At 52.9% G+C, this 22,726-nt stretch carries 20 protein-coding genes; 15 read left to right on the forward strand and 5 right to left on the reverse strand.

Annotation, left to right across the window (positions count from 1 at the left end):
- The first annotated feature begins 17 nt into the window (after positions 1-17).
- The 8 genes from infB (at position 18) to EIP93_RS03715 (ending at position 10,010) form a co-directional block, all read left to right on the forward strand.
- Positions 18-2,720, forward strand: a complete 2,703-nt coding sequence (gene infB, locus EIP93_RS03675) for a translation initiation factor IF-2 (RefSeq protein WP_103861440.1) — start codon at positions 18-20, stop codon at positions 2,718-2,720.
- A gap of 74 nt (positions 2,721-2,794) precedes the next feature.
- The gene (gene rbfA / locus EIP93_RS03680; protein WP_103861439.1) at positions 2,795-3,193 is read left to right on the forward strand and encodes a 30S ribosome-binding factor RbfA; all 399 of its coding nucleotides are present in this window, start codon (positions 2,795-2,797) and stop codon (positions 3,191-3,193) included.
- Positions 3,193-4,137 carry a tRNA pseudouridine(55) synthase TruB gene (gene truB / locus EIP93_RS03685; protein WP_125232284.1) on the forward strand — a complete coding sequence of 315 codons (945 nt, stop codon included), beginning with the start codon at positions 3,193-3,195 and terminating at the stop codon, positions 4,135-4,137. The genes rbfA and truB overlap by 1 nt, the downstream gene beginning before the upstream one ends.
- Positions 4,138-4,259: 122 nt before the next feature.
- A complete protein-coding gene (rpsO, locus tag EIP93_RS03690; protein ID WP_010279698.1) occupies positions 4,260-4,529 on the forward strand; it encodes a 30S ribosomal protein S15 in 270 nt (89 codons plus the stop codon).
- Positions 4,530-4,778: 249 nt separating this feature from the next.
- Positions 4,779-6,899 carry a polyribonucleotide nucleotidyltransferase gene (pnp, locus tag EIP93_RS03700; RefSeq protein ID WP_095993646.1) on the forward strand — a complete coding sequence of 707 codons (2,121 nt, stop codon included), beginning with the start codon at positions 4,779-4,781 and terminating at the stop codon, positions 6,897-6,899.
- A gap of 140 nt (positions 6,900-7,039) precedes the next feature.
- Positions 7,040-7,924 (forward strand): lipoprotein NlpI, encoded by an 885-nt coding sequence (gene nlpI, locus EIP93_RS03705; RefSeq protein WP_010279700.1) that lies wholly within the window; start codon positions 7,040-7,042, stop codon positions 7,922-7,924.
- Positions 7,925-8,035: 111 nt separating this feature from the next.
- On the forward strand, positions 8,036-8,107 hold the full coding sequence (gene yrbN / locus EIP93_RS23060) for a protein YrbN (RefSeq protein WP_223193433.1): 72 nt from the start codon (positions 8,036-8,038) through the stop codon (positions 8,105-8,107).
- A complete protein-coding gene (locus EIP93_RS03715; RefSeq protein WP_125232285.1) occupies positions 8,100-10,010 on the forward strand; it encodes a DEAD/DEAH family ATP-dependent RNA helicase in 1,911 nt (636 codons plus the stop codon). The genes yrbN and EIP93_RS03715 overlap by 8 nt, the downstream gene beginning before the upstream one ends.
- Before the next feature lie 89 nt (positions 10,011-10,099).
- On the opposite strand, the gene EIP93_RS03720 is transcribed toward EIP93_RS03715, so the two are convergent.
- The 3 genes from EIP93_RS03720 to ubiU form a co-directional block, all read right to left on the reverse strand.
- Positions 10,100-11,107, reverse strand: coding sequence for a luciferase-like monooxygenase (locus tag EIP93_RS03720; protein WP_125232286.1), 1,008 nt, complete (start codon positions 11,105-11,107; stop codon positions 10,100-10,102).
- Between the two features lie 354 nt (positions 11,108-11,461).
- Positions 11,462-12,340 carry a U32 family peptidase gene (locus EIP93_RS03725; RefSeq protein WP_125232287.1) on the reverse strand — a complete coding sequence of 293 codons (879 nt, stop codon included), beginning with the start codon at positions 12,338-12,340 and terminating at the stop codon, positions 11,462-11,464.
- Between the two features lie 11 nt (positions 12,341-12,351).
- Complete coding sequence (gene ubiU / locus EIP93_RS03730; RefSeq protein WP_103971818.1) at positions 12,352-13,347, reverse strand: ubiquinone anaerobic biosynthesis protein UbiU; 996 nt, start codon at positions 13,345-13,347, stop codon at positions 12,352-12,354.
- A gap of 354 nt (positions 13,348-13,701) precedes the next feature.
- Here ubiU and ubiT point away from each other — a divergent pair, with 354 nt between their 5' ends.
- Both ubiT and EIP93_RS03740 read left to right on the forward strand, forming a co-directional pair.
- A complete protein-coding gene (gene ubiT, locus EIP93_RS03735; RefSeq protein ID WP_109225305.1) occupies positions 13,702-14,226 on the forward strand; it encodes a ubiquinone anaerobic biosynthesis accessory factor UbiT in 525 nt (174 codons plus the stop codon).
- Complete coding sequence (locus EIP93_RS03740) at positions 14,220-14,762, forward strand: GNAT family N-acetyltransferase (protein WP_039470738.1); 543 nt, start codon at positions 14,220-14,222, stop codon at positions 14,760-14,762. Before ubiT ends, EIP93_RS03740 begins: the two co-directional genes overlap by 7 nt.
- A gap of 24 nt (positions 14,763-14,786) precedes the next feature.
- Here EIP93_RS03740 and EIP93_RS03745 read toward each other — a convergent pair whose 3' ends face one another.
- The gene (locus EIP93_RS03745) at positions 14,787-15,086 is read right to left on the reverse strand and encodes a GIY-YIG nuclease family protein (protein ID WP_109225306.1); all 300 of its coding nucleotides are present in this window, start codon (positions 15,084-15,086) and stop codon (positions 14,787-14,789) included.
- A 261-nt stretch (positions 15,087-15,347) separates the two neighbouring features.
- On the opposite strand from EIP93_RS03745, the gene EIP93_RS03750 reads away from it, so the two are divergent.
- From EIP93_RS03750 to deoD, 5 genes are all read left to right on the forward strand, one after another.
- Positions 15,348-16,826: an amidohydrolase gene (locus EIP93_RS03750; RefSeq protein WP_125232288.1), complete on the forward strand. Its 1,479-nt coding sequence runs from the start codon at positions 15,348-15,350 to the stop codon at positions 16,824-16,826.
- Positions 16,827-17,576: 750 nt separating this feature from the next.
- Complete coding sequence (gene deoC, locus EIP93_RS03755) at positions 17,577-18,356, forward strand: deoxyribose-phosphate aldolase (protein ID WP_125232289.1); 780 nt, start codon at positions 17,577-17,579, stop codon at positions 18,354-18,356.
- 175 nt (positions 18,357-18,531) lie between these two features.
- Positions 18,532-19,860 carry a thymidine phosphorylase gene (deoA, locus tag EIP93_RS03760; protein WP_039507535.1) on the forward strand — a complete coding sequence of 443 codons (1,329 nt, stop codon included), beginning with the start codon at positions 18,532-18,534 and terminating at the stop codon, positions 19,858-19,860.
- An 89-nt stretch (positions 19,861-19,949) separates the two neighbouring features.
- Positions 19,950-21,173, forward strand: a complete 1,224-nt coding sequence (gene deoB, locus EIP93_RS03765) for a phosphopentomutase (protein ID WP_103971814.1) — start codon at positions 19,950-19,952, stop codon at positions 21,171-21,173.
- A 47-nt stretch (positions 21,174-21,220) separates the two neighbouring features.
- Positions 21,221-21,940, forward strand: coding sequence for a purine-nucleoside phosphorylase (gene deoD, locus EIP93_RS03770; RefSeq protein ID WP_010300039.1), 720 nt, complete (start codon positions 21,221-21,223; stop codon positions 21,938-21,940).
- A gap of 104 nt (positions 21,941-22,044) precedes the next feature.
- Here the strand turns inward: deoD and EIP93_RS03775 are convergent, their stop codons facing one another.
- Positions 22,045-22,524, reverse strand: a complete 480-nt coding sequence (locus tag EIP93_RS03775) for a discoidin domain-containing protein (RefSeq protein ID WP_125232290.1) — start codon at positions 22,522-22,524, stop codon at positions 22,045-22,047.
- Positions 22,525-22,726 lie beyond the last annotated feature (202 nt).

Genomic DNA, 22,726 nt, shown 5'->3' on the forward strand with positions numbered 1-22,726 from the left:
AGCAGGAAAGGAACAGCATGACAGATGTAACCGTAAAATCGCTGGCCGCAGAGATTCAGACGCCGGTTGACCGCCTGATACAGCAGTTTGCTGATGCGGGAATGACCAAGTCTGCATCAGACTCTGTGACCCAGCATGAAAAAGAAACGTTATTGGCGCATCTGAACCGCGATCGGGGTAATGCGCCGAGTAAATTGACGTTGCAACGCAAAACGCGTAGCACGTTAAATGTCCCTAGCACCGGCGGAAAAAGTAAGTCGGTGCAGATCGAAGTCCGCAAGACACGCACTTATGTAAAACGCGATCCGATTGATGCCCAACAGGCAGAAGAGGAAGAGCAGGCACGGCGTGAAGCGGAAGAACAGGCACAACGTGCCGCTGAAGAGCAGGCTAAACGCGAGGCCGATCTGCGCGAAGCTGCTGAGAAAGCGAAGCGTGCTGCCGACGAGCAAGCCAAACGTGAAGCCGCTGAAAAAGCTAAGCGTGATGTAGCGGAAAAAGAAAAAGTGACGAACCAACAAAACGAAAATATGACCAAGCCGGCTCAGTCTGAGAAAGCGAAACGCGAAGCGGAAGCTGCCGAACTTAAGCGTAAAGCAGAAGAAACTGCACGTCTTAAGGTTGAAGAAGAAGCTCGCCGTATTGCTGAAGAAGCTCGCCGTATGGCTGAAGAAAATGCAGGGCGCTGGGAAGCGGAAAGCGCGACTAAACCTGAAGAATCTGCTGATTATCATGTGACGACGTCTCATCATGCCCGCGAAGCGGAAGATGAAAATGACCGTCAGGTTGAAGGTGAGCGCCGTACCCGTACTCGCGCTGCCAAAGTCACCAAGCAGAAGAAAGGTAATCGCCAGTCTGAGTCCAAGGCTGACCGTGAAGAAGCGCGTGCTGTTACCCGTGGTGGTAAAGGTAAACGTAAGCCAAGTACACTGCAGCAGAGCTTCAATAAACCCGCTCAGGCAGTTAACCGTGATGTGGTAATCGGTGAAACGGTTACCGTTGCTGAACTGGCTAACAAAATGGCAGTTAAAGGCTCTCAGGTCATCAAAACGATGATGAAACTGGGCGCAATGGCAACAATCAACCAGGTCATCGACCAGGAAACCGCGCAACTCGTGGCGGAAGAAATGGGCCATAAAGTCATCCTGCGTCGTGAGAACGAGCTGGAAGAAGCGGTAATGAGCGACCGTGATATGGGTGTTGCGGCAGAATCGCGCGCGCCAGTCGTGACCATCATGGGCCACGTTGACCACGGTAAAACCTCTCTGCTCGACTATATCCGTTCAACCAAGGTTGCAGCAGGTGAAGCGGGTGGTATTACCCAGCACATCGGTGCTTACCACGTTGAAACTGACAACGGTATGATTACGTTCCTGGATACACCAGGACACGCCGCGTTTACCGCAATGCGTGCTCGTGGTGCTCAGGCTACGGATATCGTGGTACTGGTTGTGGCGGCGGATGATGGCGTGATGCCTCAGACCATCGAAGCGATCCAGCATGCGAAAGCAGCTCAGGTTCCTGTTGTTGTCGCAGTAAACAAAATCGATAAGCCTGATGCCGATCCAGATCGTGTGAAAACCGAGCTGTCTCAGTACGGCATCATGCCGGAAGAGTGGGGTGGTGAATCTCAGTTTGTTCACGTATCCGCTAAAGCAGGTACGGGGATCGACGAACTGCTGGATGCGATTCTGTTGCAGGCCGAAGTTCTGGAACTGAAAGCGGTCCGTAGCGGCATGGCGAACGGTGTTGTAATCGAATCCTTCCTGGATAAAGGCCGTGGCCCGGTTGCAACCGTACTGGTGCGTGAAGGTACGCTGAATAAAGGCGACATCGTTCTGTGCGGCTTTGAATATGGTCGTGTCCGTGCGATGCGTGATGAATTGGGTCGTGAAATCACGTCCGCAGGTCCTTCTATTCCTGTAGAAATTCTCGGTATGTCCGGTGTACCTGCCGCAGGTGACGAAGCAACGGTTGTTCGTGACGAGAAGAAAGCACGCGAAGTGGCCTTGTATCGTCAGGGTAAATTCCGTGAAGTTAAACTGGCTCGTCAGCAGAAATCTAAACTGGAAAACATGTTTGCCAACATGACGGAAGGTGAAGTTTCTGAACTGAACATCGTTCTGAAATCTGACGTTCAGGGTTCTTGTGAAGCGATTTCCGATTCACTGCAGAAACTGTCTACTGATGAAGTGAAAGTGAAGATCGTCGGCTCCGGTGTGGGCGGTATCACAGAAACGGACGCTACGCTGGCAGCAGCATCGAATGCGATTATCCTTGGCTTTAACGTTCGTGCAGATGCATCAGCTCGTCGCGTAGTTGAAGCGGAAAGTTTAGATCTGCGTTATTACTCCGTCATCTATGATTTGATCGACGAAGTGAAACAGGCGATGAGCGGTATGCTGGCGCCGGAATATAAGCAAGAGATCATCGGTCTGGCTGAAGTACGTGACGTCTTTAAATCACCGAAATTTGGTGCTGTCGCGGGTTGTATGGTGACTGAAGGTATCGTTAAGCGTCACAACAAGATCCGTGTACTGCGTGACAACGTGGTTATCTATGAAGGCGAGCTGGAATCTCTGCGCCGCTTCAAAGACGACGTTGGCGAAGTCCGTAACGGCATGGAATGTGGTATCGCTGTGAAGAACTACAACGACGTTCGTCCTGGCGATATGATCGAAGTCTTTGAAACGATTGAGATCAAACGTACGATCGCATAATCCGTTTTCAGCGACGATGTAAGTTATTAGTAAGGGGGGCCTAGTGCCCCCCGATTTTTACTTGAGGATTTATCATGGCAAAAGAATTCAGCCGCACCCAGCGCGTCGCGCAGGAAATGCAAAAAGAAATCGCCATTATTATTCAGCGTGAAGTGAAAGATCCGCGCATCGGCATGGCGACCGTCTCCGGTGTGGAAGTGTCTCGCGATCTGGCGTATGCCAAGGTTTTTGTGACCTTCCTGAATGATAACGAACCAGAGCAAATTCAAACTGCAGTAAAAGCACTGCAAGATGCGTCTGGCTTTATCCGTAAGCTGATTGGCAAGGCAATGCGCCTGCGTGTTGTTCCAGAATTGACCTTCTCCTACGACAACTCATTGGTTGAAGGGATGAGAATGTCCAATCTGGTGACCAATGTGGTCAGAAACGATACGGAACGTCGTCCTGTTACGGGCGAAGATCAGGAGGATTAATGAGTCGTCCTCGCCGCCGTGGCCGTGATGTACACGGTGTATTGTTATTAGATAAGCCGCAGGGCGTGTCGTCTAATGATGTTTTGCAGAAGGTAAAACGGATTTTTAACGCTAACAGAGCGGGCCATACGGGGGCGTTGGATCCATTAGCAACCGGTATGCTGCCGATTTGTCTTGGGGAAGCGACGAAGTTTTCCCAGTATTTGCTGGATTCTGATAAGCGCTACCGTGTCATTGCTCGACTTGGGCAACGGACTGACACCTCTGATGCCGATGGCAACGTGATTGAAGAGCGTGCGATTGGTTTTTCTGCTACAGATTTGGAGCAGGCGCTGGAAGGCTTTCGTGGCACCACGCAGCAAGTGCCGTCCATGTACTCGGCGCTGAAATACCAAGGGCGCAAGCTGTATGAGTATGCCCGTCAGGGGCTGACGGTTCCACGTGAAGCACGTGAAATCACCGTTTACGAACTGCAGTTCATTCGCTGGGAAGGTGATGAACTGGAGCTAGAGATTCACTGCTCGAAAGGGACGTACATCCGTACCATCATTGACGATCTGGGCGAAAAGCTGGGCTGTGGTGCGCATGTGATTTATCTGCGTCGTTTGCAGGTTGCTACGTATCCTACCGAAAGAATGGTGACGCTGGAGCAGCTAGCGGCTTTGGCTGAGCAGGCTCAAACACAAGAACACCCACTTTCGCTGAGTCTCGATCCGCTGCTCATGCCGATGGAAAGCCCGGTTATTGATTTTCCCGAAGTGAATTTGATGCCAGTTGTTGCTGGTTATTTGAAGCTGGGGCAAGCGGTTCAGGCCGCGAATACGCCATTGGACGGCATGGTGAGAATCACCGAAGGTGACGAGCACAAATTTATTGGGATGGGTGAAATCGACAACGATGGCCGCGTTGCGCCGCGTCGTTTGGTTGTTGAGTTTCCAGTGTAAACCCGCCCGTTGCTGCCTTGCTATCACAGAACGCTGAGGGTAGAATAGCGCGGCTTGACTATTGGGTGGCTGAATTAGAGATCGGCGCCTGTTTTTTTATCTATAATGTTTGGAGTATTACAATGTCTCTAAGTGTTGAAGCTAAAGCTAAAATCGTAGCAGACTTCGGTCGTGGCACTAACGATAGTGGTTCTACTGAAGTTCAGGTTGCTTTGCTGACTGCGCAGATCAACCATCTGCAAGGCCACTTTTCTGAGCACAAAAAAGATCACCACAGCCGTCGTGGTCTGCTGCGTATGGTTTCTCAGCGTCGTAAGCTGCTGGACTACCTGAAGCGTAAAGATGTAGCACGTTACACCAGTCTGATCGAGCGTCTGGGTCTGCGTCGCTAAGTCTTCTGTGTTTCAGTGGGAAGGGGCCTCTTTTGGCCCCTTTCTTCTAGGAAGCGTTAGCAAAACAGAGTAGTGTATTGTTGTTAATATGATCTTTCATTACAGAGGTTCGCGCGGCTAATGAGAGGCTTTATCTGCATAAGCAAGATAAGGGTTGTCATTAGTCGTGAGAATGTAGTGCAAAGGTCGGGAGTTCACCGGCGCGTTTATCTTGAATACGTGTAGCGCGCCCCAGCTAAGGATATTATTTTGCTGAATCCGATCGTTCGTAAGTTCCAATATGGTCAGCATACCGTCACGTTAGAGACCGGTATGATGGCACGCCAGGCTACCGCCGCTGTGATGGTAAGCATGGATGACACCGCGGTATTCGTTACCGTTGTAGGCGCTAAAAGTGCTAAACCTGGTCAAAGTTTCTTCCCGTTGACGGTTAACTATCAGGAGCGTACCTACGCTGCTGGACGTTTCCCTGGTGGTTTCTTCCGTCGTGAAGGCCGTCCAAGCGAAGGCGAAACGCTGACTTCTCGTCTGATTGACCGCCCAATTCGCCCTCTGTTCCCAGAAGGTTTCCTGAATGAAGTTCAGGTGATTGCGACCGTTGTTTCTGTTAACCCACAGGTTAGCCCTGACATCGTTGCCATGATTGGTGCCTCTGCAGCGCTGAGCCTGTCTGGTATTCCGTTCAACGGCCCTATCGGTGTTGCACGCGTCGGTTATCTGAACGACCAGTATGTCCTGAACCCAACGATGGACGAGCTGAAAGAAAGCCGTCTGGATCTGGTGGTTGCAGGTACAGAAGGCGCGGTTCTGATGGTGGAATCTGAAGCCGAGCTGCTGAGCGAAGATCAGATGCTGGGTGCGGTGGTGTTTGGTCACGAGCAACAGCAGATCGTTATCCAGAACATCAACTCACTGGTTGCTGAAGCGGGCAAACCGAAGTGGGAATGGCATGCGCCAGAAGTTAACGTTTCTTTAGAGCAGCGTGTACAGGCTTTGTCCGAAGCACGTCTGGGTGACGCTTACCGCATCACTGAAAAACAAGAGCGTTATGCACAAGTCAATGTCATCAAAGCGGATGTTGTTGCTGCTCTGCAGGCTGAAGACGAGACCCTGAGTGCGGGTGATATCCAGGAAATTCTGGGTGACGTTGAGAAAAATGTCGTACGTAGCCGCGTGCTGGCTGGCGAGCCGCGTATCGATGGCCGTGAAAAAGACATGATTCGTGGTCTGGATGTTCGTACTGGCGTACTGCCGCGTACTCACGGTTCTGCACTGTTCACTCGTGGTGAAACGCAGGCGTTGGTAACCGCAACGTTGGGAACTGAGCGTGATGCGCAGAACATCGACGAGCTGACTGGCGAACGTACCGATCGCTTCCTGCTGCACTACAACTTCCCTCCGTACTGTGTTGGTGAAACTGGTATGGTCGGTTCGCCTAAGCGTCGTGAAATCGGTCACGGTCGTCTGGCTAAGCGTGGCGTGTTGGCCGTTATGCCTAAGGCGAACGAATTCCCGTACACCGTGCGTGTCGTGTCTGAAATCACTGAATCCAACGGTTCTTCTTCCATGGCTTCTGTCTGCGGTGCTTCTCTGGCACTGATGGATGCAGGTGTGCCAATTAAATCAGCCGTTGCGGGTATCGCGATGGGTCTGGTGAAAGAAGGCGATAACTTTGTTGTTCTGTCCGACATTCTGGGTGATGAAGACCACCTGGGCGATATGGACTTCAAAGTTGCCGGTAGCCGTGAAGGTATCACTGCGCTGCAGATGGATATCAAGATCGAAGGGATTACCCGTGAGATCATGCAGGTTGCTTTGAATCAAGCCAAAGGTGCACGTTTGCACATTCTGGGCGTGATGGAGCAGGCGATCAGCTCACCGCGTGGTGATATCTCTGAATTCGCACCGCGTATTCACACCATCAAGATCAGTACCGATAAGATTAAAGACGTGATCGGTAAAGGTGGTTCTGTGATTCGTGCACTGACGGAAGAAACGGGCACGACAATTGAAATCGAAGACGATGGTACTGTGAAAATCGCTTCAACCGACGGCGAAAAAGCGAAACACGCAATTCGTCGTATTGAAGAGATCACTGCCGAAATCGAAGTCGGCCGTGTGTATCAGGGTAAAGTTACCCGCATCGTTGATTTTGGTGCTTTCGTCGCTATTGGCGGCGGCAAAGAAGGCCTGGTGCACATTTCTCAGATCGCCGACAAGCGCGTAGAGAAAGTGACTGATTACCTGCAAATGGGTCAGGAAGTGCCGGTCAAGGTTCTGGAAGTTGATCGCCAGGGCCGTGTGCGCTTAAGCATCAAAGAAGCAAATGCGCAAACTCAGGAAGCGGCAGCCCCGTCTTCTGAGGAATAACGACTGTTAGAAAACGGTCTTATGGCACCTTGTCTGATTATCATGGCAAGGTGCTGCGTGTATCGTAAGGGAATGGATGCTCTTACGTTGAGCGGTCCGGGACAGGATGTTCATCCAATGTTTGTCTTCGGGAGTGGGAAATGAAGCCTTTCTTGCGCTGGTGTTATGTTGCAACAGCACTCATGCTGGCAGGATGCAGCAACACTGATTGGCGTAAAGACGCAGTATTGGCGATTCCATTACAGCCTACTTTGCAGCAGGAAGTGATTCTGGCACGCATGGAACAAATCCTTGCAAGCCGGGCATTAACCGATGATGAGCGAGCACAGCTATTATATGAGCGCGGAGTGCTGTATGATAGTCTCGGGTTACGGGCATTGGCGCGGAATGATTTTTCACAAGCGTTGACGATCCGCCCTGATATTCCAGAAGTTTTTAACTATTTGGGTATCTATTTAACGCAGGCAGGTAATTTTGATGCTGCCTATGAAGCGTTTGATTCTGTACTAGAGCTTGATCCAACTTACAATTATGCGCGTTTAAACCGGGGCATCGCTTTGTATTATGGCGGTCGCTACCTGTTAGCGCAGGATGATCTGCTGGCGTTTTATCGAGACGATCCGAATGATCCTTTCCGTTCGTTGTGGCTGTATCTTGTGGAGCGAGAAATCAATCCAGAGACGGCCAAAATTGCGTTGAAGAAACGCTATGACGACGCCAAGAAAGGGCCTTGGGGATGGAATATTGTCGAATTCTATCTGGGCAGTATCAGTGAAAAAACACTGATGCAGCGTTTGCAGGTAGAAGCTACGGATAACACTTCGCTCGCTGAGCATCTCAGTGAAACTGACTTCTATTTAGGTAAGCACTACCTAAGTCTGGGGGACAAGAACACCGCTTTGGCGCTGTTCAAGCTGACGGTTGCCAACAACGTCCATAACTTTGTTGAGCACCGCTATGCATTGTTGGAATTGGCGCTATTAGGCCAAGAGCAAGACGACCTATCAGGATCGGACCAGCAATAGCTGACGAACACTTAATCAGCCTGAAAAAACTTCGGTTATCACCTTCACGGGTGAGGGCTTTTTTGTTCGCTTTTTAATCCAATTTGAGCCGGTTCACACTTTTCAATGAAAATGACTGAAAATTTTCACGACGAGTTATGTAGACTGGCCGCCATGTTTAATGAGGCACGTGTACATGACTGATTTATTTACTTCTTTTTCCGATTTGGGGCTGTCTGCTCCTATTATTAACGCCCTGACCGATCTGGGCTATGAAAAACCGTCGCCAATTCAGGCTGAATGTATTCCCCACCTGCTGAACGGTCGTGATGTGCTGGGTATGGCACAGACCGGCAGTGGTAAAACTGCGGCTTTTGCTCTGCCATTACTCAATAATTTAAAGCCTGAGTTAAAAGCGCCTCAGATGTTGGTGTTGGCTCCAACCCGCGAACTGGCTGTCCAGGTTGCTGAAGCCTGTAATGATTTTGCCAAGCATATGCATGGCGTTAACGTCGTTGCCCTGTACGGTGGCCAGCGTTATGACGTCCAACTGCGCGCATTGCGTGGTGGAGCACAGATCGTTGTGGGTACGCCGGGCCGTCTGTTGGATCACCTGAAGCGTGGTACGCTGGATCTGTCCAACCTGAGTGGTTTGGTGCTGGATGAAGCTGATGAAATGCTGCGTATGGGCTTCATCGAAGATGTTGAAAACATCATGGCTCAGATCCCTGCTGAACATCAGACTGCGCTGTTCTCTGCGACCATGCCTGAAGCGATTCGCCGCATTACGCGCCGTTTCATGAAAGATCCACAAGAAGTTCGCATTCAATCAAGCGTGACTACGCGTCCAGATATCAGCCAGAGCTACTGGACGGTGCAGGGTATGCGTAAAAATGAAGCGCTGGTACGTTTCCTGGAAGCAGAAGATTTTGATGCGGCGATTATTTTCGTTCGTACCAAAAACGCGACGCTGGAAGTGGCCGAAGCCCTGGAGCGTAGCGGTTACAACAGCGCCGCGCTGAACGGTGACATGAATCAGGCGCTGCGTGAACAAACGCTGGAGCGTCTGAAAGATGGTCGTCTGGATATCCTGATCGCAACCGACGTTGCGGCGCGTGGTCTTGACGTTGAGCGTATCAGCTTGGTTGTCAACTACGATATCCCAATGGATTCCGAGTCTTACGTCCACCGTATTGGTCGTACGGGCCGTGCAGGTCGTGCGGGTCGTGCACTGCTGTTTGTTGAAAACCGTGAACGCCGCCTACTGCGCAACGTTGAACGCACAATGAAGCTGACGATTCCTGAAGTGGAATTGCCAAATGCAGAATTGCTGGGCCAACGCCGTCTGGCTAAGTTTGCCGCTAAAGTACAGCAACAACTGGAAAGCAGCGATCTGGATATGTACCGTGCGCTGTTGACGAAATTGCAACCGCAGGAAGAGTTGGATGTTGAAACGCTGGCTGCTGCGCTGCTGAAAATGGCGCAAGGCGAACGTCCTCTGATTCTGCCGCCAGATCCGGCATTCCGTCCGCGCCGCGAATACCGCGATCGTGATGAGTCTCGTAGTGATTCACGTGGCGATCGTCGCCGTGAACCCCGCGATGCTCGCGATTCCCGTGAACCCCGTGATGGTGACCGTCCACAGCGTCGTGAGCGTCGTGATGCGGGTGAAATGCAACTGTATCGTATCGAAGTGGGTCGTGATGACGGCGTTGAAGTTCGCCACATTGTTGGTGCTATCGCCAACGAAGGGGATATCAGCAGCCGCTACATCGGTAACATCAAGCTGTTCGCGTCTCACTCGACGATTGAACTGCCGAAAGGTATGCCGGGCGACCTGTTATCACACTTTACCCGCACGCGTATTCTGAACAAACCAATGAATATGCAATTGCTGGGTGATGCAGTCGCACAGCCAGAACGTCGTGGTGGTGGTCGTCCTGCGGGTGCGGGCGGCGAACGTCGTGATGGCGCAGCGCCACGCCGCTCTTTCGGCGGTGGTGAACGCCGTGAAGGTAACGCTAACGGCGGTGAGCGTCGCGAACGTTCTTTCAATCGTGATGCCGCTGCACCGCGTGCTCCACGTCGTCGTCCTGCTGACGCATAAGCTACGATTGATTTAAAAAATCTGCTGCAATATAAAACGACCCTGAACGGGTCGTTTTTTTTGGCCAGAATAAACTCACTCGTTCGATATTACAGCGTCTGCCGTACATCCATCGCGATTTCAAACGATCGCAGTCGTGCCTGATGGTCAAAGATTTGGCCATTAATCATCACTTCATCCGCCTGCGTTTCACGCAAAAGGCTCTGCAATCCATGACGGACTTTCGCGCTATCGCCAACAATCGACAGCCGTAATGCTTGATCAGTACCAAACTGCTCGGCAGGTGATCCGACTGTGTCGATGTTTTCTACCGGCGCGGGCAGCGGGCCCGGCGTGCCACGGCGCAGGTTGATGAACTGCTGCTGCATCGAGGTGAAGAGGAAGCGCGCATCCCGATCGCTATCGGCTGCAACCACATTGACGCAAACCATCGCGTAGGGCTTGGCATGGGTAGCGGAAGGGACAAAGTTTTCACGGTAGAGGCGGAAGGCTTCCAGCAACATATCGGGTGCGAAATGGGCGGCAAAGGCGAAGGGTAAACCCAGTCTCGCAGCCAGTTGTGCGCTGTACAGGCTTGATCCCAATAACCAGATCGGAACGTGTAGACCTTGTCCAGGAACGGCCTGCACTGCCTGACTCGGCTGTGCATCGGCGAAATAACGTTGCAATTCCTGCACATCGCGTGGGAAATCTTCGATATCGGCATTGAGATGACGGCGCAGCGCCATCATGGTGCGCTGGTCGGTGCCGGGGGCGCGGCCTAATCCCAAATCGATACGGCCAGGATACAGCGATTCCAGCGTACCGAACTGCTCGGCGATGACGAGCGGTGAGTGGTTCGGTAGCATCACGCCGCCGGAGCCGAGACGGATGCGTTGTGTGCCCGAGGCAAGATAGCCAAGCAGCACCGACGTCGCCGCGCTGGCGATACCCGTCATGCTGTGGTGTTCCGCCAGCCAATAGCGGTGATAGCCCCATTTTTCTGTATGTTGCGCCAAATCCAGCGAGCGATGAAAAGCGTCACGAGCTGTTGCACCTTGCGGAATCGGCGCAAGGTCGAGGACGGAAAACACAGTGGATTGAGAAGGTGTAGACATAATATGGCTCACTTTGTTGTTCACTGACTCCACCCATTCGGTGGATGCTAACGCCGTCAGTCAATGATGAAAGTCAGAGCAGTATGAGGGAATGTTGCAGTGCTATGTAATTCAAAAGGTGCGTTTATATTCGTCATACTTCAAGTTGCATGTGCGTTGGCTACGCTTAGTCACCCGAATCACTTACTTGAGTAAGCTCATCGGGATGCCTTCGCTTGCCGCGTTATTCGGCCTTTATGGCCTCACCCCTTCGGGGTCAGCGCAAGCGCTGTTCAAAACGCTAGCGTTTTGTCTTGAAACTCGAATTATTTAGAATAGGGGAAAGGGCGGCTGGCCGCCCTGATAGGACGTGAGTTACTGAACGAGTTCAAGGCCGGCGACGCGGCGCCAGTAGCCGTTGCAATCTGTCTGATTTTCCAGCGTTAATGGCGCATTGCCTTGTTCGTTAGCGCGGAATTTATCCAGCATCGTCGGGGTGCTGATATCGTTCGGGGACAGCCGGACGATATCGACCAGATCCTGCATTGATGCCAGTTCGTTGCCGAGGTTGTAGCAATAGCCGCTTTGCGTCTGAATGCCGTTGAGGACAAACACCTGCTGGTTCTCCTGCGACAGCATTTTTCTGCCTTGCGGATAGCTGAGGCAGCAGGTTTCGCATTCATCCTTCGGCCGATCTTCTGAACGGGCGGTAAAGCAGCGGGCGGAATAGGCTAAGGGTAAATGGCCGTAGCTGAGCACTTCCACTTCAAACTGATGACGAAAGCCAAGCTCGTCACACTGATTCAGCAAGTTTTGCAGCCAGTCTCGGGATAGCTCAACTGGCATGCACCAGCGCACCATGCCTTGTTTATGCAGGACTCGCAGGGTGTACGCATTGTAGCAGTTGAGCGCGTGTCCGGCGACAAACGGCAGGTTACGTTCGGCGGCGATGTTAACTGCGCCCAGATCGTTTGCTTCCAGTAAGAACTCGCCATTCTCCACATAGCGTTTTAGCTCCGTGAGTTCAGACGGCGCTTGTAAGAGCGCGAGCGTAGAAATCACCACCTGCTTACCGCTGTTGGCGACCTCTCGGGCAACGTTGAACCAGTCTGCCACCTTCATCAGGCGGCGCTTGCTGCACACCGTTTCGCCGAGATAAATGATATCGGCGCTGCTGTTCACCGCGGCCTGATAAAACGCCTCAACATCCTCTTTCGGCCAATAGTAGAGGATATTCCCTAATGCGTATTTCATGTGTTCTCCTGCTACTGCCATTTACGGTGATAAGCGCCAAGCGTGGTCTGCGTGCCTTCTGCCACCGCACCTAATGCATCCATCCAGGCCTGAGTGGGAACGAATGTCTCAGGATTGGCGCGGCAGCGATCGATAGCCTGTCGCCATACCTGCGTAATCTGGCTGACGTAGGCCGGGCTGCGCTGGCGGCCTTCTATCTTCACGGAGGCAATATTGGCAGCCATCAATTCAGGCAGCAGCTCCAGCGTGTTCAGGCTGGTTGGCTCTTCCAGCGCATGGTAGCGCTGTCCATCGACTAAATAACGGCCTTTACACAACGTGGGGTAACCAGCGTTTTCATCGTCCTGATAGCGATCGATCAGGATATTGTTCAGGCGTGATTCCATACCGTTTTCGGTCTGTTGCCAGCGTACAAATCGTGCTGGCGAGCAGGCACCCACGGTATTCGGTGATTCACCGGTCAGATAAGAAGAGAGATAGCAGCGGCCTTCCGCCATGATGCACAGGCTGCCGAAGGCGAACACTTCGAGCGGCACGGGGCTGGTACGAGCGATTTGCTTCACTTGATGAATGGACAGCACGCGCGGCAGTACGATGCGTGCGACATCGAAATGGCGATGATAGAAATGGATCGCTTCGGTGTTCGTCGCGGAAGCCTGCACCGACACGTGACGCTCGATGTTGGGATAGCGCTCGGCGGCATATTCCAGCATGGCGAGATCGGCGAGGATCAGCACGTCGGCACCGATCTGTGCGGCCATGTCCACGGCGCGCTGCCAGCGCTGATAGCCGTCCGGGTGAGCAAACGTATTGATGGCGATGTGCAACTTACGCCGGTGGCGGTGCACGTACTCGCGCGCTTCCTGTAGCTTCTTATCGGTAAAATTCAGCCCGGCAAAATGACGTGCGTTGGTGTCATCTTTCAGGCCGATATAGACCGCATCTGCGCCATTATCGATGGCAGCTTTCAGTGCCGGCAGGTTGCCAGCGGGGCAAAGCAGTTCCATACACAATCCTTCATTAATCCCTTCGGGGCCGTAGCTGCTCGGTACGATCAATGATGTTCAGACTGACTCGCGTTTATGACGGGCGTTCTGCCTACCACCCTTGCGGGTCGCCGTAAGCGATTTTTTATCAGTCGATGAATGTTGTTAACGATTGGGAATCTTAATTAACCAAATCGGTAAGGACTTTGATTTAAGGCAGTTTATGGTGCTAATCGTCGCGCAAGGACAAAATCTGTTGGGCATAATCGGATAACCGACTAAATTATTGACATAGACCTCTGCCGCTTGCGGTGGATGTGGCAAAATGTTTGCAGATTATCTGAACAGTCAGATTGCTTTAAGAGGAGTACGCCAGTGTTGGAAAAACTACGAGCGCAGATTGTGCGTCAGGGGCCGAGCTTATTCGGTAAGCCACTCAAGTTCACCCCCTTTGCGCTACAGCGTCAGGTTTTGGAACAAATGTTGGGCTGGCAGTTCCGTCAGGCGCTGGAAGAGGGCGATCTGGCATTTCTCGAAAGCCGCTGGCTGAAAATTGAGGTGCGTGACGTTGGCTTGCAGTGGTTTATGACGCTGCGCGATGGGCGTCTGGTCGTGAGCCACGCTGAGACAGCGGATGTCAGCTTCAGTGCAGACGCGAACGATCTGATTTTGATCGCCGCGCGTAAAGAAGATCCTGATGCGCTCTTTTTCCAGCGCCGCCTGCGCATTGAGGGCGACACCGAATTAGGGTTGTATGTGAAGAACCTGATGGACGCTATTGAGCTGGAATCTATGCCTGCGCCGCTGCGCATTGGTCTGCTGCAACTGGCGAATTTTGTTGAAGCCGGCTTACAGGAGGGCGTGGTGCAACCAGCGGATCACACGCCAGTATCATGCTAGTTCGGGTGGAAATTCCCGTTGATGCCGCAGGGATCGACAACTTATTGCGCCGTGCTTTTCCAACGGGCGCGGAAGCGGATCTGGTTCATCAACTGCGTGAAGATGGCTTATTGACGCTCGGCGTTGTGGCGACTGACGATGAAGGTGGTGTGGTGGGCTACGCGGCATTCAGCCCGGTTCTGATCGATGGTGAGGATCGCCAGTGGGTGGCGCTTGCGCCGTTGGCGGTAGACGAAAGCCTGCGCCGACAGGGCGTGGGGGAGAAGCTGGTCTACGAAGGACTGGATGCGCTGAATGAATTTAGCTATACCGCCGTCGTCGTGCTGGGTGAGCCTACATACTATTCTCGTTTTGGCTTCGTTCCGGCTACAGAACATCAGTTGCACTGCCGCTGGCCGGACAGTGCATCGGCTTTTCAGGTCTATCCGCTGGCGGATAACCATGTCGTCGGTGAAGGTCGTCCTGAGGGTGAAAGCGGGTTTGAAAGCGCGAGCGGGCTGGTGGAATACGCCGAACCGTTTAACCGCTTTCTCTAGCGTGATTCGTTAGCCGATAGCGTATCAATACAAATTGGTTGAAATACAAAGCGTCTTGGGCTGGTCTTGTACCAGCCTTTCTTTTTGGTTTTTGCTCAACTGCTTAATGCGATATTCCAGTTTGAGTGCGTCTGAGCGATCGCCCACCAGACAGTGAAACACCAGCGTTAATTCTCCCTTTCCCCGCAGCGCTTTTGCCCCTTTTCCCGTTTGATGCTGATTCAGGCGGCGGCTGACATCCGTCGTGATACCCGTGTACAGCGCCCCAGCGACCGTGCGCAGTATGTACAAGTACCAGTGAGAATCTTCGGCGTGTTCAGTCATTGCGTTGTCTGCGGCTTCTCGGAAACAGTTGTGTTGGTGGTTAGTTTAGGGCGCTTGTCCTGCTGCGTGAAGTAGCACGTTGCTGTTGTTATTGCTGCTGTGCGGATTATTTTTTGAAAAAGTAGTCCGGCACAGCTAAACATAAATAGCGTTCAAACAAATAGCATTCCACGCCATTAGCATTCCACACAATTAGCACTGCATCACACCAATAGCCGTTATTCATCGGCGTGTATTTCTTTTACGGATAGGGAAAAACGTATGACACTGAAACGATGTATACCGCCCGCGCTGGTCGTGGCGTTCTCTTCTTGCTTCCTCTCACTGGGCTATGCCGCTGAACTGGCTGAGAAAGATCGGGAGACGATCGTGAACGCCGTCGCGAACTACTCGGGCCAGATGACGACCGTTGCTCAGCAGATATGGTCAAAGCCCGAGCTGGGCTATTTGGAAACCAACACGTCCCAACTGTTACAGAATGAGCTGAAAGCCGCAGGGTTCAGCGTTGAAGCGGGCGTTGCGGGGATTCCAACCGCGTTTGTGGCGACGGCAGGGAAATCCGGTGGGCCGGTTATTGGTATTCTGGCTGAGATGGACGCGCTGCCGGGCTTCTCTCAGGCCGCGACGCCGGAACGTTCGCCTGTTGCGGGTATTGAGGCTGGGCACGCCTGTGGGCATCACCTGTTTGGCGCGGGGTCGGTGGGGGCGGCGATTGCGCTGAAACAGTGGCTGGAAGCGACGGGCAAACCCGGCCAAATCCGGGTTTATGGCACGCCAGCGGAAGAAGGCGGTTCCGGTAAAGTCTATATGACGCGGGAGGGGTTGTTTAAGGATGTGGATGTGATGCTGCACTGGCATCCCGGCGATGAGAACTCTGCCTCGCAAGATTATTCACTGGCGAACGTGAACGGGAAGTTTCGTTTCTATGGTCGCTCCGCGCATGCCGCGATGGCACCAGAGAAAGGGCGTTCGGCGCTGGACGGCGTAGAGGCGTTGAATTTTATGGTGAACGCGATGCGAGAGCATGTGCCGCAGGAAACGCGCATCCACTATGTGATTACCGATGGAGGTAAAGCGCCGAACGTGGTGCCGGACTTCGCCGAAGTATATTACTACGTGCGTCACCCCGATCCGGCCGTGGTCGCCAGCGTGACCGATCGTATCCGTAAAGCGGCGGAAGGCGCGGCGTTGGGAACCGAAACGCGTTATGAATTTGAAATTCTTGGTGGCGTGTACAGCCTGTTGCCGAACAACGTGTTGGGAAAAGTGATGGATGACAGCCTCAGAAGCGTCGGTGCGCCGCAGTGGGATAAGGCGGATACGGATTTTGCCACCGCGCTACAGAAAACGTTGGATCAATCCAAACTGCCGCCGCTTTCCAGTGCGGGTCATATCGCGCCGTACCATTTTGGCGAAACGGGATATGCGTCGACCGATGTCGGCGATGTCAGTTGGGTCGTGCCGACGGTTGGGCTGGGAACGGCGACCTGGGTGCCTGGCGTACCAGCACACAGCTGGCAGGCGGTGGCGTCCGGCGGTATGGCGATTGGCTATAAAGGCATGGACGTTGCTGCCAAAACGCTGGCCGTCACAGGGGCGAAGCTACTGAGCGATCCTACATTAATTCAACAGGCGAAAGCGGAGTTCGACAAGAGCCGTGGCGAGAACTTCCACTATAAGCCGTTGCTGGGCGATCGAAAACCCGCGCTAGATTACCGTAAACCTTCCGCAGGGAAATAATTTCCTGCCCTGCCAGCGGTTTCTCCCTGTTCCTAGAGAGAAGCCGCTATGCTTACTCTATACCCGTTATACTTCAAGTTGCATGTGCGTTGGCTGCGTTCAGTCACCCGAATCACTTACTCAAGTAAGCTCATCGGGACTCCTTCGCTTGCCGCGTTACAAGGCCCATAAATGAGCCTCGCCCTAAAGGGCCAACGCTTTGCGTTGTTCAAAACGTTAACGTTTTGTCCTGAAACTTGAATTATTTAGGGTATATATATGACTTCAACCAGAAGCGTCTGGCGATCTTCGACCGTGTGCTGCCGCCTCTTTTTCCCGATATAGAGGGATCAACTGGCCGACAAGGTTGTCACTGTTAATTCATCGAACGCACCTTATCTGGAGAAGTATGTGTGATAAAAATCACATATAATCACTATCTATTGCATTTCTCTTACATCAAGTGTGAGTAAATGCACAAAATAGTCCGGCATGGCGTGTTCAAATATCTGATGAATCGTTTGTTGTCTGATGAATAATTTTTTGTCTGATGAGTAAATAGTTTCTTTCGATGTCGTTCTTTCGGTGTTGAAATAATCACAGAATGAAGGGTAGAGGAAGGCTGATTGCGGTGAGAAGGATCTCGGTGCCGCTACAGGTTGTTTCTCCTGAGCGCTATCTTCAAGGAACCAAGTCCGCTCGCCAAACGTGCTGGTTTACACCAGTTAATGTTCAGGGCCGGTTAGACCGGCTGACGAGTTGGAGTGTTGTATGACCAAGCTGACCACGGCCGCGCAACGCGCGCTGGCGCTGATGGATTTAACCACGCTGAATGAGGATGATACGGATGAAAAAGTGACGGCACTCTGCCGTCAGGCAAACAGCCCGGCAGGGAAAACTGCTGCTATCTGTATCTATCCACGTTTTATCCCTCTGGCGAAAAAGATCCTGCGTGAGCAGGGTACGCCGGATATCCGCATCGCGACGGTGACCAACTTCCCGCACGGCAATGATGATGTGGCAATTGCTGTTGCAGAAACCAAGGCAGCGATAGCCTACGGCGCTGATGAAGTTGATGTCGTATTCCCTTACCGCGCACTGATAGCTGGCAACGCTCAAATCGGTTTTGAACTGGTGCAGGCATGTAAAGCCGTGTGTCAGGATGCCCATGTGCTGCTGAAGGTGATCATCGAAACGGGTGAGCTAAAGCAAGAAGCGCTGATCCGTCAGGCGAGCGAGATTGCCATTGATGCGGGGGCCGATTTCATTAAAACCTCGACCGGTAAAGTGTCGGTGAACGCGACGCCAGAAAGCGCGGCGATCATGCTGAAGGCGATACGCGATAAAGGCGTGGGTGAGCGCGTTGGCTTTAAAGCGGCTGGCGGCGTGCGTAACGCGGAAGATGCCGCCATCTACCTGCAACTGGCGGACGATATCATGGGCGCGGAATGGGCGACGGCGCAGCATTTTCGCTTTGGTGCATCCAGTCTGCTGGCGAGCCTGCTGACCACGCTTGGCCACGCGACAGCGGCTCCGAAAGGTAGCTACTAATCACGCGCACAGGCGCACTATTTTATCTGTGACAGTTTATTTTTGATAACGCCATTCGTTACAACGCATTGTTTATAAATGAATTTGTATTCATGGCGGCGTTGGCTCATCACAGCAAATGTGCTCGCAGCGACAGGCTGCTGAGCCACATCAGAATTCATCAGGAGTACAGACCTTGTTTCTGATTCAAGAAATTATTCGTAAGAAGCGTGACGGAAAAGCTCTGAGCGAAGAAGAGATCCGCTTCTTTATCAACGGTATTCGTGACAATACCGTCTCTGAAGGCCAGATTGCGGCGCTGGCGATGACCATTTATTTTCACGACATGTCGATGGATGAACGCGTGGCGCTGACGCTGGCGATGCGTGACTCCGGCACGGTACTGAACTGGAAGAGTCTGAACCTGAACGGTCCGCTGGTGGACAAACACTCTACCGGCGGTGTCGGGGATGTCACCTCGCTGATGCTGGGGCCGATGGTTGCCGCCTGTGGGGGCTACGTCCCAATGATCTCCGGGCGAGGCTTAGGGCATACCGGCGGCACGTTAGATAAACTTGAAGCGATTCCGGGACTGGATATTTTCCCGAACGATGAAGATTTTCGTCGCATCATCCAGCAGGTTGGTGTCGCGATCATTGGGCAGACCTCATCGCTGGCTCCAGCGGATAAACGCTTTTACGCCACGCGTGATATTACCGCTACGGTCGATTCGATCCCGCTGATCACTGCGTCGATTCTGGCGAAGAAGCTGGCGGAAGGGCTGGATGCGCTGGTAATGGACGTCAAAGTAGGGTCGGGGGCGTTTATGCCGACCTATGAACTGTCCGAACAGCTGGCGCAGGCGATTGTCGGCGTAGCGAATAACGCGGGATGTCGCACCAGCGCATTGCTGACTGACATGAATCAGGTGCTGGCCTCTAGCGCAGGTAACGCGCTGGAGGTGCGGGAAGCCGTGCGTTTCCTGACAGGGGAGAGCCGCAATCCGCGCCTGTATGATGTTACTATGGCGCTATGTGGCGAGATGCTGCTGGCGGGCGGACTGGCAAGCTCGGCGGACGACGCGCATTCACGTCTGCAAGCCGTGTTGGATAACGGTAAAGCTGCCGAAGTCTTTGGTCGCATGGTCGCTGCACAGCGTGGCCCGGGCGATTTTGTCGAACACTACGATCGCTACCTGCCAGTGGCGACATTAAGCAAGCCGGTTTTTGCGACGCGTGAAGGCATCGTGACTGGGATGGATACCCGCGCGCTGGGCATGGCCGTCGTCTCGCTGGGCGGTGGACGCCGTCAGGCCACGGATACGATCGATTACAGCGTCGGTCTGGATAGCATGATCAGTCTGGGTGAGCGCGTTGATGCGCAGCGCCCGCTGGCGGTGATCCACGCCAATACGGAAGCGCAGTGGCAGCAGGCGGCGAATGAAGTCCGTGCCGCGATCCAACTGGGCGACACCGCGCCAGAAAAGACCCCGATGGTCTATCGTCGAGTGAGCGCAGAAGCGTGATCGCACAGGGCCGGTTAGTGGTCGTCTTGAATTGATTTTCCCCTGCCTCTCGGCAGGGCGTTAGCGCATAGCTGCGCAGGAGAAAAAGAATGAAACGTGCATATATTATGGTTCTCGACTCGTTTGGGATCGGCAGCAGTGCTGATGCAGAACGTTTTGGCGATGTCGGTTCAGATACGCTGGGTCATATCGCTCAGGCGTGTGCAGCAGGGACGGCGGATAAAGGGCGCAGCGGCAAGCTGCATTTGCCGAACCTGAGCCGTCTGGGGCTGGGTAAAGCTGCTGAGGCCTCAACGGGGACGTTCCCGCCAGGGCTGGATGAAAACGCAGACATCATCGGTGCTTACGCGCACGCCAGCGAAATCTCCTCGGGTAAAGATACCCCGTCTGGTCACTGGGAAATTGCTGGTGTGCCTGTCCTGTTTGACTGGGGCTATTTTAAAGATGAAGAAAACAGTTTCCCGCAGGAACTGCTGGATAAACTGGTGAAGCGCGCCAATCTGCCGGGCTATCTGGGCAACTGCCACTCTTCCGGTACGGTGATTCTGGATCAATTGGCTGAAGAACACATGAAAACCGGCAAGCCGATTTTCTACACCTCTGCGGATTCCGTGTTCCAGATTGCCTGCCATGAAGAAACGTTCGGTCTGGATAAGCTGTATGAGCTGTGTGAAATTGCCCGCGAAGAGCTGACCGAAGGGGATTACAACATCGGGCGCGTGATCGCACGTCCGTTTATCGGCGACAAACCCGGCAACTTCGAGCGTACTGGCAACCGTCACGATCTGGCCGTTGAACCGCCAGCGCCAACCATCCTGAAAAAAATGGTGGATGAAAAAGGCGGCGAAGTGGTTTCCGTCGGCAAGATTGCGGATATCTACGCGCAGGTCGGTATCACGAAGAAAGTGAAAGCCACCGGCATCGATGCGCTGTTTGACGCCACGCTGAAAGAAATGGATAGCGCAGGCGACAACACCATCGTGTTTACCAACTTTGTTGATTTCGATTCTGCCTACGGCCACCGCCGCGATATTCCGGGCTATGCTGCTGCGTTGGAGTTGTTTGACCGCCGCCTGCCAGAAATGCTGTCCCGCGTGAAGGGTGACGACATCCTGATTCTGACGGCTGACCACGGCTGTGACCCGAGCTGGCACGGCACCGATCACACTCGTGAGAACGTACCGGTGCTGATCTATGGGCCGAACGTGAAGCCGGGGTCATACGGCCACCGTGAAACTTTCGCCGATATCGGGCAGACAGTTGCGACCTACTTTGGCCTGTCGCCTATGGACTACGGCAAATCGATACTGTAAAACACACCGTTTTTTACGTGAAACTTGATTAATTAAGGAATAAACGCATGGCTACGCCACATATTAATGCAGAAATGGGTGATTTCGCGGACGTTGTACTGATGCCGGGCGACCCGCTGCGCGCTAAGTACATTGCAGAAACCTTTCTGGATGATGCCCGCGAAGTGAACAACGTGCGTGGCATGTTAGGGTTCACGGGGACTTACAAAGGCCGTAAAATTTCGGTCATGGGCCACGGCATGGGTATCCCATCCTGCTCAATTTATGCGAAAGAACTGATCACCGAATTCGGCGTGAAGAAGATCATCCGTGTGGGTTCCTGCGGTGCGGTACGTGAAGATGTTAAGCTGCGCGACGTGGTAATCGGCATGGGTGCCTGTACGGATTCTAAAGTGAACCGTATGCGTTTTAAAGATCACGACTACGCGGCGATTGCCGATTTCGATATGGTGCGTAATGCCGTTGATGCTGCCAAAGCACGCGATGTTTCTGTCCGCGTTGGTAACATCTTCTCCGCCGATCTGTTCTACACGCCAGATCCGCAGATGTTCGACGTGATGGAAAAATACGGCATTCTGGGTGTGGAAATGGAAGCGGCCGGTATCTATGGCGTCGCGGCAGAGTTCGGTGCGAAAGCGCTGGCCATCTGTACCGTTTCTGACCACATTCGTACCGGTGCGCAGACTACGTCAGAAGAGCGTCAAAACACCTTCAACGAAATGATCGAAATCGCGCTGGAATCCGTTCTGCTGGGCGATAACGAGTAAGTTCACATCAGCCCGGACGTTCGCTCCGGGCTGTATTTTCCTGTTTTTCCCTTCACATCTTTCTGTAAGCAACCTGCTGTATTTCTACCTGGTGACTCAACACGTTACTTGATAGCCTGAGCCGGAACCTGTGCGGCACTGTTAAAGCTGATCTCGTTGATGGCACTCCATTTGTTCACATCGGTGCCGAACGTATCCAGCTTGAAGAATTTCGCTTTCACGGCAGGGAAGGTGAATTTTTCACCGTCTTTGGCATTGTTGGAGGTGACCAGATTGTCAGCCAGTTTTTGCCAGGTTTTACCGTCGGAGGAGTAGGAAACGGAGAATTTCAGTTTGCGCTCGTCCGCTTTGAAAGGAACCAGAACAAAGTTTTCAACCGACTGTTCTTTATCCAGTTCTACCTGAACCCAACTCTCACCATTTGCCGCCCAGCGCGTTTTTACGTCGCCATCGACAATGTTGGCAGGTTTGTGGCCCTTGTCTGAATCATAAGCGGAAGCTGTCACCGCCGTTACTTGTACCGCGTAAGCGGAAAGAGAGAATAAACCGCACAGGAGCGTCGTAGCCAGAGTGTATTTTTTCATATTATTCCTCGTAGATAACGGATAAACCATACATGCCTGCAAACCAGAAACATGAAATGGAATCTCATTGTGATAAAAAAGAAACGAGGTTTTATTTATAACGATCACGTTGCGGGGATTTTTCTATCAGGAAAAAAGGCAGAGCGGGATGGGGCGCACATTACGGCACCCAATGGCACCCGCCGAGTAGCGAGTGCCGTAG

Source organism: Pectobacterium versatile (genome assembly GCF_003932035.1).
GTDB lineage: Bacteria > Pseudomonadota > Gammaproteobacteria > Enterobacterales > Enterobacteriaceae > Pectobacterium > Pectobacterium versatile.